We start from the raw sequence: 15975 nt of genomic DNA, 5'->3' as shown, positions 1-15975 counted from the left end.
CAATATCTGAACAAAAAGTTCACTGATTTCTTTACGGAAGCGCTGGCGAAAGGTGTTGATACTGTCGTGATCCGGATGCTCGTTGGCGCAGATATATCGAAAGGCGMTGGAGTCATAAGTTGCTTTCTCCAGTTTGCGACTGGAGAAGACACCTGTTGCATATCCATAGAACAATAACGACAGCATGAGGGATGGATGCCAGGCTTTAGAACCCCTTCCTTTATAGGCGCTGATCAAAGGTGTGAGGTCTAGCTGCTCAACCACCTCTACAACAAAGCGAGCAAGATGCACCTCTGGCAGATAATCCTGAACAGTGGCAGGAAAAAAGTCAGGGATGTCTCGGTCAATGGGTCTGAAAGTCCATTTGTTCATTGGCTGGCTGTCTTTTACGATCTTGCGGGTATTATACTCAAAAGTTGTTCTAAGTCCGACAGGCTCCTAGCCAGAAAGGAAATAGGGATGTTATTGACCTGTCATCGATACTGAGCGGAACCAGCGCGGATGAAAGCAATATAAACGACTTTGTTCTTGCTACTGACCAAGGGATTTTTATTGATGAATCAGGAAATGGCCTTTTCAATGACGATTTTATGCTGGCACGCTTTGGAGAACGAGTAGATTTGGATGACACCATTAATATTCGCCTTGGTGACGATAATGTCATTCAGATGGACAGAACGGCGGTCCGTAATGAAATAACGGGGCAAGATGGTACTGACAGGCTGCAAGGAGGCGATGGAACACAGACGTTTGATGGTGGTCTTGGGGATGATGTCATATACGGAGATGCACTGTCAGACAGCATCAGTGCAGACCACTTATATGGTGGTGAAGGGAATGACCGTATCTATGCAGACTACCTGGATTTCGCTGAAGGTACAGTTGAAGGTGGTGCAGGGGTTGATGAGCTCATTATGGATTTTGGTGCTGCAGAAGCATTAAATATTGATCTTGCTGAGATTGGCATTGAGAAAGCATACAGTTCAGCCGGGAATGATGTGCTTGATGGAAGTGGCTTTTCTGAGTCAGCCGGACGATATCTCGATGATGGATCTTTTGAGGAAGGTGTTGCTCAGAAAGTTGAGTTATCTGGTCGTGCTGGTGACGACCAGATAACTGGCGGAGAAGCAGAAGATTACCTTGATGGTGGTGAAGGTGCCGACACATTAAGTGGCGGGCTTGGTCGTGATTTTTATTCCGGTGGCGACGGTGATGACTCATTTGTTCTTTCTGAAGATAATGCCCTTGATACGATTTACGACTTTGCTTCAACAGAAAACGAAGACGATGCGCTTGACCTTAGCTCTCTGTTGCCAGACTCCGTTGATCAAGCTCAGCTGGACCAGTATGTTCGAGTAACCGATCAGGCTGTGTATGTAAATGACAGTGGCGATGGTCAGTTTGATAGTGATGATATAACAGCAACGTTTGGTGCTGCAGCGGACTTGGACGACTCTGTCCGTTTGGTTGTAGGAGAGACAGAGATTGAGACTGAGAAATCCTATCTGGCGGAAACCACGAATAATCGCTTGATTCTGAATGAGGCCAATCAATATGAATTTCATGACCGTGATTTTGAGTTTGCCTCTTTTGATAACTCGGTAGAATTCAACGCGGTCTATATCAAATCACTGCCAGCAACGGGAACGTTGGCGTATCAGGGTGAGGCTGTCACTGTCGATCAGCGAATCAGTTCAGAACTGATTGATCAGCTGGTTTACACAGCAGATGAAACGGATGGTAATACAGATGCCAGTTTTGCGTTTACGGTGTCTGATGGGACTGCTGAAAGTCAACAGGCCAGTTTTTCATTAGATTTACGGGAATCAGGCGCTTCAGAAACGGAAGGTACTGAAAACGCAGAGGTCATTCAGGGTGCTGAAGGTGCTGATAGTATCAGTGCTGGTGCCGGCAACGATACGATCTATGGCGGTGGTGGGGACGATATTCTCGTCGGTGAAGGTGGTCGAGACACCTATGTGTGGCGGTATGATGATATCGGCTCTTCAATAGATACTGCGGAAGATGTTGTTGAAGGCTTTCAGACCGGAGCAGATGGCGACGTTCTTGACCTGGCAGACCTTCTCCAAGAGGAAACGGGGGCGGTGGATGAGCTACTGACCCTGAATTTCCAGAATGGCGATACGATTATTGATGTAAACCTATCTGCTGTTGATGGTGTCAGGCAATCGATCACGTTGCGTGATGTTGATCTTTCTGGTTACGGCGGAGCGAGTAGTGATATTGAGATTCTCAACAACTTGATAAATGATGGAAATCTCAATGTAGACTCACCTTGATTATTTGAGGGCATGCTGGTTGCTTCTCAGGATCAACATGTTCTTGAACTCGTCAGGGTCCAGAAACGCTCGAATCAAACTTTCTTTATGTTCGTCATCCATCTGACTCTCAGGGTGGATGAACGTAATTAATCGTGAGACCCAAAATCGAAATGCGGCCAGCCTGAGCATGACAGGCCAGGCTGTTTTTTCTTCGTGAGTCAGAGGTCGAATCTTAGTATAGGCTTCGATCAGCGCATTTTGCTTTTGGCTGCTCAGCTCTAAACCTTCTTCAAGACACCAGTCGTTTACAGTCACCGCAAGGTCGTAAACCAACCAGTCAGAGCATGCTTGATAAAAGTCGATAACAGCAGAAATTTTCCCGCCATCAAATAGCACGTTGTTATGGAACAAGTCGCCGTGAATCAGGCCTGTTGGGAGTTCACTGAATGTCTGTAAGGATGTAGAGATGTTATTCCATTGTTGTGACATGAACAGAGAATCATCTTGGCTCAGAAGAGGAACCAGTCGTTCTTTCTGAACGTTAAGCCATGCAACACCACGGTGATTTTCCTGATGCAGTTTTGAGTCCATCCCAGCCAAGTGAACTCTTCCCAGCATTTCGCCTATTTGTTCACATTGATCCAGAGAGAGGTTTTTGTGGTCAGGGTGCTTTCCTGGAAAGCATTGCACGATCAGTGTCGGTTTATCTTTCACAGATTGAAGTGCATGACCTTTTTTATCCCGTACCGGGTTGGGTACAGGCAGGTCGTGGGTTTTCAGCTCGTCGGTATAATCAATAAAAAAGGGTAATGCACTGGCTGGCTGATATTCGAACAGAGTTAAAACATAGCGCTGACGAACACCATTCTTCTCAACATCGAGAAAGTAGTTCGTGTTCTCAACACCACTTTCAATGCCTTTAAATGAAATGAGATGACCAAGGTCATAACCGGACAGTATCTGTTCGATCTCAGTGTGCGTTAAATGGGTATAAACAGACATGCAGTCCCTGTACGAATCATTGTTGTTGGGTTTAACAAGCTAGCGCCATTCTAAAATAGTCCACGAGGGAACCAGCATTGTTCTTTTCGTTGGGTCGATCGGATTGCCTTCTTCATCTGCAGCAATCAGGTAATAGGGTTTTCCAACCTTCGGAATAATGTGGATGGCATACAGTTGGCCACCAACCCGGTATTCTTTATATGTTCTGTGATCACCTGCTCGTATCACAACGGTTGTATCGTCACGTTTTTCAAGCTCTGCCGGGCGCAGGTGTTTTGGAATCTGTTGAATAGCGTCATCAACGAGTACAGTTTTCCCAGATTTGGGTGACGTATTTTGTGATATGTCAGGCAGTCCCGTATTGTCAGGATTCTTTGCTGCGCAACCCATAAGAAGGAATAACGGCAAAAATATCAGACCCAGCTGGGTTCTTCTGATTAATGGGAACATTGCTCGCCTCTCTGCAATTACTCGAACATACAAAGCACATTTAAAGTACTTATGTTTGAATAAAACACTGCACTACAACCACGGCGACACAGCTTTGCTATGCTACCACCTCGGCACTGCCCAACAGATTCCGGTTGCTGGGTACTTAATTGCCATGGAAACCATTACACTCATAAGCTTTAAAAATCAGTATTACACATATTCTTTGAGCCATTGCTCAGATCGCATTCTATACCCAGTTACCCAGAATCGTAAGTGAGTCAACCATCAAATGTCAGAGACAATGCCAGAAAAAGCCACCACACCACCACTCATTCTTGTCGATGGCTCATCTTACCTGTACCGCGCCTTTCATGCTTCAGAGCGGGCAAATCTGAGAACCAAAGATGGTCGACCCACCGGAGCTATCCGAGTAATGACCAACATGCTGCGCAGTTTGATGCGCCAGTATCAGGATAGTCATGTTGCGGTTATTTTTGATGCCAAAGGTAAAAACTTTCGCCATGAAATGTACAGCGAGTATAAGGCAACCCGTAAACCCATGCCCGACGACTTGCGTTCGCAGATTGAACCCATACACCAGATTGTCCGCAGTCTGGGCTTACCGCTGCTAATGATAGACGGTGTTGAGGCGGACGATGTGATTGGCACTCTGGCTCGACAGGCCACTGAAAACAAAGTCGACACGATCATTTCCACCGGCGATAAAGATATTGCCCAGCTGGTCACCGAGCATGTCTCGCTGATTGATACTATGAACGATGTGTTTACTGATGAAAGTGGCGTCGAAAGTAAATTTGGTATTCCTGCTCACCTGATAATTGATTACCTGGCGCTGATGGGAGATAGCAGCGACAACATCCCCGGCATGCCCGGTGTCGGTCAGAAAACCGCTATTGCGTTGTTGAATGGCATTGGCAGCATTGATGAAATCGCCGAACGGCTGGACGAAGTGGCTGCTTTAGGCTTCCGCGGTAGCAAAAACTTTGCTGAAAAGTTTATTGAACACAAAGATATTGTGCTGTTGTCCCGTGAACTTGCCACCATCAAAACCGACGTTGAACTACCGCTGTCTATTGATGATTTGGTCATGACGCCTTTTGATAAAGAGTCACTGTTGTCTTTATTCCAAGAGTATGAATTCAAAACCCTGGTCGCCGATCTCGAAAAAGACAGTTCAGAGACGCCGGCAGCTGAAAAAGAGCCAGCACCTACCGGCGAATACCACACCATTACCGACAAAACAGAGTTTCAGACGTGGCTCAAAAAGCTGGAAGTGGCTGAGCTGATCGCCTTTGATACAGAAACCACCAGTTTGGATTATATGGTTGCTGAACTGGTTGGCGTCTCTTTTGCAGTAGAGCTTGGAAAGGCGGCTTATGTTCCGGTTGCTCATGATTATCTTGGTGTGCCTGAACAGTTGGGTCGAGATTGGGTGCTTGAGCAACTGAAGCCATTGCTTGAAAGCGCAGACAAACAGAAAGTCGGTCAGAATCTCAAATACGATGAAAGCGTGCTTGCCCGTTACGGTATCCAAATGAAAGGTATTGCCTTTGATACCATGCTGGAATCCTATGTGCTGAACTCCGTCGGCACTCGTCACAATATGGATGCCTTGGCTGACTACTATCTCGATTATAAAACCATAAAGTATGAAGACATTGCTGGTAAAGGTGCTAAACAACTGACGTTTAATCAGATTGAGCTGGAAAAAGCAGCCCCGTACGCTGCTGAAGATGCGGATATTACCTTGCGACTTCATCAAGCGATTTGGGAGCAACTGAAAACTGAACCTTCTCTGGAAACGGTTTTTAAGACCATAGAAATGCCGCTGGTGGATATTCTTTCCCGCATTGAGCGCCAAGGTGCGCTGGTGGATGCTTCTTTATTAAACCAGCAGAGTCTTGAGATTGGTCAGCGTTTAAAAGAGCTGGAAAAAGCAGCCCACGATGAGGCGGGTCAGGAGTTTAATCTTTCTTCACCCAAGCAGCTTCAGGAATTGCTGTTCGAAAAACTACAGCTGCCGGTTATTAAGAAAACACCGAAAGGCCAGCCATCGACCGCTGAAGAGGTGCTTCAGGAACTGGCTCTGGATTACCCACTGCCAAAACTGATCTTGGAACACCGTGGCTTGAGCAAGTTGAAGTCCACTTACACGGACAAGCTGCCAAAAATGATTAATGCAAGCAGTGGTCGTATTCATACATCCTATCATCAGGCAGTAACCGCCACTGGTCGTTTATCTTCTTCAGACCCGAATTTGCAGAACATTCCAGTTCGTACTCCTGAAGGTCGTAGAGTGCGTCAGGCATTTATTGCACCGGAAGGTTATAAATTGGTGGCTGCTGACTATTCTCAAATTGAACTGAGAATCATGGCGCATTTGTCGGGTGACAAAGGCTTGCTGGATGCTTTCTCACAAGGGCTGGATATTCATAAGGCAACTGCCGCAGAAGTGTTTGGTGTTGCACTGGATGATGTCACTACGGATCAGCGACGAAGCGCTAAAGCCATTAACTTTGGTTTGATCTATGGGATGTCTTCTTTTGGTTTGGCCAAACAATTGGGCGTCTCCAGAAAATCTGCTCAGGAATACATTGATCTGTATTTCGAGCGATACCCTGGTGTTCTGCGCTATATGGAAGAGACCAAAGCATTTGCTCGGGAAAACGGTTATGTAGAAACTATCTTTGGTCGTCGTCTATACCTGTCAGAAATTAATGCGCGCAATGGTATGCGCCGGCAGGGTGCAGAAAGGACGGCGATTAATGCGCCCATGCAGGGAACTGCCGCAGACATTATCAAACGGGCAATGATTTGTGTTGATCAGTGGCTGGCCTCTTCCGGGCTGGATGCCAGGGTAATCATGCAGGTGCACGATGAACTGGTGTTAGAGGTGGCAGAAGAGCAACTGAACACTGTCGTTGAGGGCATCAAGGCACAAATGGCCAGTGCAGCAGAGTTAAGTGTCCCGTTGCTGGTAGAGGCTGGAGTCGGTGATAACTGGGATGAGGCGCACTGATTTATAGTGTGCTTAACCTATTTTGAAAATAGTTTTGTAAAGAATTATTAAAGACGGGAACTTTTGTGCCGAATCCTATGTCATATATAGTGAGTCTCTTATGAGTTGCTCCTTGTGTGTTAGTGTTGGTAGTTGTTGTTGAAGGTAATATGTAATCCCCTGCATTTACCTTTTAAAGCCAGTATCTTTTGATACTGGCTTTTTTCTTTTTTACGAAAGAACTTTTATCCCCTCTCCGGGCGCTAGCTATACTCTCTTCCAGTCCTACACCTGAACGAATCTCATGACAGATGCTAATTTCAATTGAACTATGAAAGATATGAGTTCATTCCACCGTTGGATCCTGAGAATTACGTGGGAAAAAAACACCCCTGTGAAGCCTCCACGTACGAAACTAAATCTAAGCTCTTAGCAACATGAGAAAAAACTTCAAGATTCTTAAAAAGCTTCGATAGGATTTTTTCAGCAGGAAAAAGATGATTGATGAATAGAGCCTAATCCCCTGAAACTACTGAAGTTATGAGGTATTAAGCATAATCCGCACACCCCGTTGAATTTGCAAGTGTTCAATAACTCTGGTATAAAGCCCGATCTTTGTATAAGGGTAGCTGCTGACGAGTCATAGAAGGTCTCTTGACTCTGTAATCATGGGCAGTACTGCCCGAAGCAGACACTGGAATTCAGTTAAGTTTTCCGGCCTCATGGCTGGTGATTTTAGATTAAGAGACGGTTTGAGAGGCCATCCACATGTCTAAGGTATGTCAGGTTACCGGCAAGCGTCCGGTTACCGGGAATAATGTTTCCCACGCTCAAAACAAAACTCGTCGTCGCTTTGTGCCTAACCTGCACAGCAAGCGCTTCTGGGTTGAAAGTGAAAAGCGCTTCGTGCGTATGCGTGTTTCTGCAAAAGGCATGCGCATTATCGACAAGAAGGGCATCGATGCTGTTCTGGCTGAGCTGCGCGCTAGCGGCCAAAAAATTTAAGTTAGCAGGAGCAATAAGCCATGGCTAAAGGTATTCGCGAGAAGATCAAACTTGTTTCCAGTGCTGGCACTGGTCACTACTACACCACCACTAAGAACAAGCGTAATACGCCTGACAAGCTGGTGTTCAAGAAGTACGATCCAGTTGTGCGTAAGCACGTTGAGTACAAAGAATACAAGATCAAGTAAATCTTGTTTTCTGTGCTCTGGTCCGCATCCATTTCGTTGATGCGGGCCGACACTTTTCTATGCATTGTTTCTATGCATTGTTGCTCACCTCTGTATCACTCCCTCCTGAACTGACTACGTTTTAAGCGAAATAATTCTTTATATTCACCTATCTACTGTGCGTTCTTACGGCTGTCCCATTCTTATTGCACTGGTATAATGCGCGCCATTCCACAAGCGCAACTGTAGGTCAGAATGAAACCGGAACTCCTTTCGCCAGCGGGCACCCTGAAAAACATGCACTTCGCTTTTGCTTATGGTGCAGACGCCGTCTATGCTGGCCAGCCTCGCTATAGTCTGAGAGTCCGCAATAACGACTTCAAACTGGAAAATCTGCAGCGCGGTATAGATCAGGCGCACGCCCATGGAAAGAAGCTCTATCTTGCCAGCAATATTGCTCCCCATAACACCAAGATAAAAACCTTCCTGCGAGATATGGAACCAGTTATTGCTATGGGGCCGGACGCACTGATTATGTCTGACCCTGGCTTGATCATGATGGTTCGAGAAACCTGGCCGGACATGCCGGTTCATCTGTCGGTTCAAGCCAATGCGGTGAACTTTGCCACGGTAAAATTCTGGGCCAAGCAAGGCGTTGAGCGGATTATTCTATCCCGAGAACTTTCTCTGGATGAAATACAGGAAATCCGTGAAGAGTGTCCGGAGACGGAAATCGAAGTATTTGTCCATGGCTCGCTGTGTATTGCTTATTCTGGTCGCTGTCTGCTGTCTGGTTACATCAACAAGCGGGATCCAAACCAGGGAACCTGCACCAATGCTTGTCGCTGGCAGTATCAGGCGCACGAAGCCAAAGAGACTGACAGTGGCGATATTATTCCCGTAGCTCAACCGGAAATCGTTCAGCCAACGCTGGGTGAAGGTGATACCAGTAGCGAAATATACCTGTTGCAAGAAAAAGGTCGTCCAGATCAATACATGCCCGCTTTTGAAGATGAGCACGGTACTTACATTATGAATTCGAAAGATCTGCGAGCGGTGCAACACGTACGACGGTTAACAGAGATGGGCATTCACTCTCTCAAAATCGAAGGCCGCACTAAATCTTTCTACTATGTTGCCCGTACTGCTCAGGTTTATCGCAAAGCCATTGATGATGCCGTTAACGGTGTGCCGTTTGATATGGGCATGATGGATAATCTGGAAGCGTTGGCAAACCGTGGTTACACCGAGGGTTTTTACCGTCGTCATGTTCATGATGAATACCAGAACTACGAGACTGGTAATTCTCGTGGAAGCAAGCAGCAGTTTGTGGGTGAAGTGGTTGAGTCAGATGATCAAACTCTGACCATTGACGTAAAAAACCGTTTCGAGACAGGGGATGCAGTAGAGCTGATGACACCTGCCGGAAATATCGCTTTCAACCTTGAGCATATCGAAAATCGACGGGGTGAAAGCGTTGATGTTGCGCCTGGTTCCGGACATGTAGTGAAAATTCCAAAACCTGAAGGTGCTCAGTTAGGAGAGCACTGTCTTTTGGTGAGATATCTTCCTTAAATTGAAAACAATCTGAGTTTGGGCGCTCTGTTGACAAACACCGGTTTCAAGATCAGAGCTGAATAGGTCGATAAGGTCTTTTATGGATCTTGCGACCTTTACCAACATATTCTCAGGCTCAGCGACCAAACCGATGAACCAGCACCGGAAGCTGGTTTTGGATGCCTTATTTTTGCTGAGCCAACGATTTCGTAAGCAAAGCATTGACCAAAGCCAATGGCACCAGAAACCGCAGTGGATTGCAGACTTTCCCGTAGCACTTGAAAAATACGAGCAGGAAATTCTATCGCGATTAAATCAGCCAACTCTGACAGCACAACCCAAAGGGCTGCTCTTGTCGTTGTTGCAAACACAGAATAATCTGGCTCATTTAATTTGCCGTCTAGCGGAAAGGCTGACTTATCGACCAATTGAGTTGACCGAATCGCTGGAGGGTTCAATGGATGAATTGAGCCATTATCTTTATGAAACCATGCACTGCCTGAGGTTAAGAATAACCAAACAGGATCAAGTGGACTTAGCAGGTTTTAAGAAACAGCATATTCAGGCCATGGATGATATTCACCACGAAATAGGTGGTCGTCTGGATGTCCTGAAAGTTCTGATTTCACAGGTTAAAAGTGATGTTTTTCAAAGCGAAGGAAAGCTTGACCCTCTTGATTCCGCATTATTATTGTTATCCTTGGAAGATCTGGATGATCTGACTTTCTGGGTGCGCTCTCTGATCATCCATATACAGCAATTGTAAACAACCCTATAAGCTATTCCACAATACACTCTGCACGTTTCTTTTGGTGTTTTTCCAGGTACTCTTGAAACTCTTTTGGCAGACGGCCAGTAGAAGACCCTTTCCAGAGAATGGTCTCTCCTTTGGTGTTTTCGTATTGGAAGGTGTGCTTCTTAGATGTACGACGACGTTTTCTGGATATCGTCGTATCCGAAAGAACATCCAAATCGGAAAGCGTCAGCCCCAAGTCGGACATTTTTTTCTGAATAGCAGTGATGTCATCCTTTTTTCTTTGTCGCTCCAAATCCTCCTGTTCACGGGATTGCAGCTTTTCTGTGTATAACTCATTTAAACGAGCCAGAATCTTTTCAAGATCCTGAACAGTGGCTGCTTTAAACAGTGAGCGAATACGGGTTTTACTACTGAGTCGGTCATGTAGTTCATCAAATGACTTCACGGTGAACCCTCAATTGAAGAATTTGAAAGAGTTAAAGCGAGGGCTCAGCATGAAGCCGCTGTTTCCCCGAAATTGTTTTGTTAGCACTAAAAATAATCCATTTTGTTTAATTGGCAAGAATTGAGAGCCGATAACAACGGTTATAGCCGGCGATTTGAATGTTTTAGCCGTTCTTCATTACCCGTTTTTTTAGACCATTTTCAGAATAAATAGTTGAATAACGATATGCTTGGACGTTTATTTTTACCAACAGTTCTTCTCCTTCTGGCTTATGGTTTCTGGGTTAGTCCTGAGTTTCAGATAATCTCTGCTGGCATTGTGATTTTCTTATTGGGAATGGTGTATCTGGAGCGTGGGTTTAAGGTGTTTACCGGCGGTTTTCTGGAATCATTACTGAAGAAAACCACCAACCGGCTGTGGAAAAGCCTGACATTTGGTATTACGACGACAGCCGTTCTGCAATCCAGTTCTTTAGTTTCAGTCATTATTATTTCCTTTTTGAGTGCTGGTTTAATTGGCTTGGGCGCTGGTGTTGGCATTGTTTTTGGGGCGAACCTTGGCAGCACTGCAGGTGCTTGGCTAGTTGCTGTTTATGGGCTGAAACTGAACTTACTGACCTATGCCATGCCGATGCTGGTATTTGGCTTAATTCTGAGATCTCAAAAAGAGAAAAACCTCCATGGTATCGGCTTTGTGGCTCTTGGCATTGGGTTGCTGTTTTTTGGCATCCATTATATGAAGTTAGGGTTTGAAGCTTTTCAGGGTGTGATGGATTTCAGTAACTATGCCCTGGAAGGATTTCGGGGGGTGATGGTTTATACCTTGTTTGGGTTATTAGCCACGGTGATTATGCAGTCCACTAATGCAACGATGGTGCTGACTTTTTCAGCGTTAGCCGTAGGGCAGTTGACCTACGATAATGCGTTAGCTCTGGCGATAGGCTCAAATATTGGTACAACGATTACTGCCGTTCTGGGTGCTATGGGTGCAAATGCCTCAGGCAAAAGGCTTGCTGTAGCGCATATTGTGTTTAATGTGATTACTGCGGTATTGGCGATAGCTTTTCTCTCACAATTGAAGACGGCAGTCGATGTCATCGCAGAGCTTGTCCAGATTGGTGGTGATAACTATACCCTTAAACTCGCCTTGTTCCATAGCCTGTTTAATGTGGTGGGTATTTGCGTTCAGCTGCCTTTTATTAACATCCTGGTTCGTTGGTTGGAGACCTTATTTGTCGATCCAGCAGGTCAAGGCCATTTAAATCTGGCGAATACAAATAGCTCTGAAATCAACCGCGCCCGTTATTTAACACCCGCAACATTGAGTTACCCAGATACAGCGTTAAGGGCTATGACCCAGGAATGTGCGCATCTTTATCGCAATACCTTTGAGCTAATCTGCTACGGAATCTATTTGACCGGCGACCGATTGAGGGCAACAGATAACCTCGAAGAAATGGTTGATAACTGGGTCAGAGAAGAGCAGCCATGGACGATTAAAGAACTTTATATACGGCACATTAAAGGTATATATGCGGACATCATCCGCTATTCCGGAGAGATCGAAGGGAATATGCCAAGGCAGCAAGTTCAGGAGTTATTTGCGCTAAAAGTTGCCTGTAGAGATTTCGTTCAGGCGATTAAGCATGTAAAGCATATCTATAAAAATATGGGGCAGTACCTGCATTCCGATAATGAGCAAATTCGTCATCAATACAACCAGTTACGTCTATGTCTTGCGTCTGTATTGAAGTTAGTGGATTTACTGGGGGTTCGCCGTAACTATGATCACATTCGTCAGCATGCCGAGCAGTTGAAGTGTGAACTCAGAGAGCAGGATGAGCAAATGCATACGACGTTGAATGAATTGATCCGCTCCAGTCAGGTGGATTCTTTCATGGCTAGCTCTCTGCTTAATGACAGCGCCCACGTCCATGACGCCTGCACCAACCTGATTGATGGTGCAGTGATCATGCTGACTCGTGATCGTGAAGAATACCGGGAAATTGACCTGAACTTTGACTCCCGCTTTGGGGGAGAAAAAACCGGAGCAGAAAGAAGCGGCCCAGAAAATACCGCTTTATGAAACCGTGAGTTTCCAACCCGCTCTGTAAAGGTAGTTTCGTTCGGATTCAAAGTTAGCAACGGTCAATGGGTGTTGCTCAATCCAGCCATCTGGAAAAAAGAGAGAAACGGTAGAGTCCGAGGCCTGAATAAAATACTCCGGTAGTGTATCGTCTCTTCCCAAGCTCATGACATTGGCAATTCGCAGCAGAATCAACAAACGCATGAGTTTTTTCGCGGTTTCTTTTGGCCAGTTAGACATTAGAGACTTGGGTATAGAACGTCTATGGCCGCACACCAGTATGGCCAGTTGGCGCTGCTCTTCTTTGTTAAAGCCCATTAGATCTGAGTGATCAATCAGGTATGCGCCGTGGCGATGGTATTGGGTGTGTGAAATATCCAGACCGATCTGACAAACCTTGGATGCCCAAATCAGTAACTCAAGATCGTCGTCGTTTAATCCCCAGTGATCAGCAACCATAGCAAAGCAAGTTTGTGCGTGCGCTTTGACTCTGGAAGCGTGCTGCGTATTGACATGATAGCGATTCATCAACGCTTTGATGGTTCGCTGTCGTACATCTTCGTGATGATCCCGGCCAAGCATATCGTGCAATACGCCCTCTCTCAGGGCGCCTTCTGAGTAACGCATACGCTCGATATTAAGAGCGTCGAAGCCTGCCATGAGAATAGCCAGACCCGCTGGAAAAATTGCCTGACGATCGGGTTTCAGTCCGGGAAAGCGAACCCGTTTGAGGTGACTGAATTTCAGTACCTGCTTTTTCAGCTTCTCAAGGCTTTCACGGGTAATCACTTCGCTCTCACCCATGGCTTGCAAAATGCTGCTCACCGCACGAACAGAGCCGGAAGAGCCAATGGCGTCCACCCATCCCATTTTGGAATACGCCTGCTCGATATTTAGGAGCTCCAGTCGGGCAGCATAATATGCAGACTGAAAACGTTGAGAGTTGATCTCGCCTGAGCCGAAGAAACGATCTGTAAAGACAACACAACCCATGTGCAGGCTTTCTAACAGCTTTGGCTCAAAACGCTCACCGATGATGAACTCCGTGCTGCCACCGCCAATATCCATGACCAGACGACGTTCGTTGTCATCCGCCTGAGTATGTGCGACGCCCAGATAAATCAGCCGGGCTTCTTCTCTGCCGGCAATAATTTCAACAGGGTAACCAAGAATTTCCTGGGCTTTCTGCACAAAAATATCGCTGTTGCTGGCCTTTCTTAGTGCGTTAGTACCAACAACGCGAATAGCTTGAAAGGTAAAGCCCGTGAGGTACTGGGCAAACTGCTCAAGGCACTTGAAGCCACGCTCCATTGCCTCAGAGGAAATTTCATTATTGGCGTTAAGCCCCGCTGCCAGCTGTACCTTTTCTCCGAGTCTTTCAACGGGACGGATTTCGCCCTGATCAACCCGGGCAACGATAAGGTGGAAGCTGTTAGAACCCAGATCGATGGCTGCTACCAGAGGCGTTGAGCCTTGTTGTTCATGCTCTTGTTGCATCATGATACTTCTTGTCTCTGGTTAGGTTGTCTCTGGTTAAGTGCTCCGTAGCCGGTGTCTTTGAACGGTACAGAGTGGGTTGTGATGACGTCATGGGAGCTGTATCTTTATCTGTAGCTAAGTAAAGCTAACGCCTTCATTTCATGAGAATTGTTGCCAATATTATCGGCCAGCAGTTGGGAATTAAAGACCACATTTCAAACTCATGTCAGTAAGGGCGTAATTCAGGCAAAAAAGTGGGAATCTTAAGCCTGCGTGGCTTAGCCCGAATATTTCATAAACATGCTCCCGCTCTCACTTGTCCTTTGCCGCACTTAGGGAGTTTTACTCAGTCGACCGTACTCCCCGGTACGGCGCTCCATCGCAAAATCCCTTAGTACGACAAATGGCAGCGCGAGATTCGGGGCGGTTTATGAAATATCCGGGTTAGGATTTCCTGCCGGTCTCAAAGCAGTTTTGTGTAGCGCTATTGAAAAAAACACACAAAACCCCATCATTAAGGCATAATATATCAGTCTTGGGGTGGCTATCCCCAGCCTCAGGCTGGCATTCTTGCCAGTCTTCGCTTCATAGCTGGTTGACTATATTTTAAACACTATTAAGTACTTACAAGTACAATGGTTAGGAGATCCATTCCATGAGCGAAATTGTCAAAGTGACAGATGACTCCTTCGATGAAGTAGTTCTGAAGGCGGAAGGTCCGGTGCTGGTTGACTATTGGGCTGAGTGGTGTGGACCTTGCAAAATGATTGCACCGGTTCTGGATGAAATCGCTCAGGACTTCGATGGTAAACTGACCATCTGCAAACTGAATATCGATGAGAATGAACTGACACCACCAAAATACGGTGTTCGTGGTATTCCAACCTTGATGCTTTTCAAAGGCGGAAATGTTGAAGCCACTAAAGTGGGCGCGCTGTCCAAGTCTCAGCTGACTGCATTCCTCGACAGCAACCTCTGATTGCTGGCATTTGTGAGGCTACGGTCAAACCCATAGCCTCTTTTAATTGGCTTCAAATTGAAGGGTGCTCAGCCTGATCAATGTCCTGCCTGAAGGTTATGAGTAATTGGAAAACCGTATTGATTCATTTTTTTCCAAAAAGATGACCAATGTCCTGTTGAACATATGATCGCTCGGAGTGTTAACAGCATTGAGGCACCTTCTTCTTTCCAGCGCATACCTGATCTGCACATCCTCTGTTTCACCAATATTTTACAGGCCGCTTCAGTAACCCCAGAGCCGATTGGTAAATGGGCGCTCAGGGCTTCCGGATAGACCATCTTTTTCCAGTTGTTCTTAAAGTAGGTTCTTGCCTTGTACAGCTTCTCCATCGMTGCCAGACGATTATTCCCCGGTGATGATTTCTTTAATTCCTTGGTCAGACGCTGTGCTCCACCAACTTCATGTTTCAGCTCATGGAGTTTTTCTTTCAGCCATGCATGCCGTTGTTGCTTGTTTTTAACTCCCGGATAGATCGCTTCCGCAGCGTCTGCCACATACTCAGAWGCATGATAAAAATCCAGAACCTGAACGGACACAAAAGGCTTAAGGAAAGTCMAGTTATCGGGAGCRCCATCGGCAACGCCAACATAAGTGGCATCAGGGAATCGTCGTTTAACTTTTTCTATCTCTGCAGAAAATCGCTTCATAAAGGTTTGCTTGCCATATTCAGGCGCTGCAGCGCAGTAGATCGTATGAAGTCGATCACCGTCATCATTCAATAATG

Annotated in this window: 13 protein-coding genes and 1 pseudogene; 8 read left to right on the top strand and 6 right to left on the bottom strand. The window is 46.1% G+C overall.

What is annotated here, in order from left to right; all coding sequences use genetic code 11:
* On the bottom strand, positions 1 to 372 hold a 372-nt coding region (locus tag AKL11_RS06560; RefSeq protein WP_172807248.1), incomplete at its 3' end, for a transposase.
* A 218-nt stretch (positions 373 to 590) separates the two neighbouring features.
* Here AKL11_RS06560 and AKL11_RS06555 point away from each other — a divergent pair.
* Positions 591 to 2300, top strand: coding sequence for a calcium-binding protein (locus AKL11_RS06555; protein ID WP_067515795.1), 1710 nt, complete (start codon positions 591 to 593; stop codon positions 2298 to 2300).
* Here AKL11_RS06555 and AKL11_RS06550 read toward each other — a convergent pair whose 3' ends face one another.
* Together AKL11_RS06550 and AKL11_RS06545 are read right to left on the bottom strand one after the other, a co-directional pair.
* Positions 2301 to 3284, bottom strand: coding sequence for a homoserine kinase (locus AKL11_RS06550; protein WP_095210225.1), 984 nt, complete (start codon positions 3282 to 3284; stop codon positions 2301 to 2303).
* A 39-nt stretch (positions 3285 to 3323) separates the two neighbouring features.
* Complete coding sequence (locus AKL11_RS06545; protein WP_067515794.1) at positions 3324 to 3734, bottom strand: DUF2782 domain-containing protein; 411 nt, start codon at positions 3732 to 3734, stop codon at positions 3324 to 3326.
* Between the two features lie 271 nt (positions 3735 to 4005).
* Between AKL11_RS06545 and polA the strand changes: the two genes are divergently transcribed.
* The 5 genes from polA to AKL11_RS06520 all read left to right on the top strand — a co-directional run bounded on the left by polA (position 4006) and on the right by AKL11_RS06520 (position 10230).
* Entirely contained in the window at positions 4006 to 6756 is a 2751-nt protein-coding gene (gene polA / locus AKL11_RS06540; protein ID WP_253705180.1) for a DNA polymerase I, read from the top strand.
* Between the two features lie 747 nt (positions 6757 to 7503).
* Complete coding sequence (rpmB, locus tag AKL11_RS06535; protein ID WP_067515792.1) at positions 7504 to 7740, top strand: 50S ribosomal protein L28; 237 nt, start codon at positions 7504 to 7506, stop codon at positions 7738 to 7740.
* Between the two features lie 20 nt (positions 7741 to 7760).
* Positions 7761 to 7928 (top strand): 50S ribosomal protein L33, encoded by a 168-nt coding sequence (gene rpmG / locus AKL11_RS06530; protein WP_034834535.1) that lies wholly within the window; start codon positions 7761 to 7763, stop codon positions 7926 to 7928.
* Between the two features lie 234 nt (positions 7929 to 8162).
* Positions 8163 to 9482, top strand: a complete 1320-nt coding sequence (gene trhP / locus AKL11_RS06525; RefSeq protein WP_067515791.1) for a prephenate-dependent tRNA uridine(34) hydroxylase TrhP — start codon at positions 8163 to 8165, stop codon at positions 9480 to 9482.
* Positions 9483 to 9564: 82 nt separating this feature from the next.
* Entirely contained in the window at positions 9565 to 10230 is a 666-nt protein-coding gene (locus AKL11_RS06520; protein ID WP_067515790.1) for a hypothetical protein, read from the top strand.
* Positions 10231 to 10243: 13 nt separating this feature from the next.
* Here AKL11_RS06520 and AKL11_RS06515 read toward each other — a convergent pair whose 3' ends face one another.
* Positions 10244 to 10666: an H-NS family histone-like protein gene (locus AKL11_RS06515; protein ID WP_067515789.1), complete on the bottom strand. Its 423-nt coding sequence runs from the start codon at positions 10664 to 10666 to the stop codon at positions 10244 to 10246.
* Positions 10667 to 10891: 225 nt separating this feature from the next.
* Here AKL11_RS06515 and AKL11_RS06510 point away from each other — a divergent pair, with 225 nt between their 5' ends.
* On the top strand, positions 10892 to 12751 hold the full coding sequence (locus AKL11_RS06510) for a Na/Pi cotransporter family protein (RefSeq protein WP_067515788.1): 1860 nt from the start codon (positions 10892 to 10894) through the stop codon (positions 12749 to 12751).
* Here the strand turns inward: AKL11_RS06510 and ppx are convergent.
* Complete coding sequence (ppx, locus tag AKL11_RS06505) at positions 12746 to 14251, bottom strand: exopolyphosphatase (RefSeq protein WP_067515787.1); 1506 nt, start codon at positions 14249 to 14251, stop codon at positions 12746 to 12748. The genes AKL11_RS06510 and ppx overlap by 6 nt on opposite strands.
* A 634-nt stretch (positions 14252 to 14885) precedes the next feature.
* Here ppx and trxA point away from each other — a divergent pair.
* Positions 14886 to 15209: a thioredoxin TrxA gene (gene trxA / locus AKL11_RS06500; RefSeq protein ID WP_067515786.1), complete on the top strand. Its 324-nt coding sequence runs from the start codon at positions 14886 to 14888 to the stop codon at positions 15207 to 15209.
* Positions 15210 to 15286: 77 nt separating this feature from the next.
* On the opposite strand, the pseudogene AKL11_RS06495 reads toward trxA, so the two are convergent.
* Positions 15287 to 15975: pseudogene (locus AKL11_RS06495) on the bottom strand (ISKra4 family transposase); the annotation flags it as partial.

The sequence above is a fragment of the Endozoicomonas ascidiicola genome, assembly GCF_001646945.1.
Classification (GTDB): Bacteria; Pseudomonadota; Gammaproteobacteria; order Pseudomonadales; family Endozoicomonadaceae; genus Endozoicomonas; species Endozoicomonas ascidiicola.
Note: the sequence above shows the minus strand (reverse complement) of the source record. Positions and strands in the feature narration are given on the sequence as shown.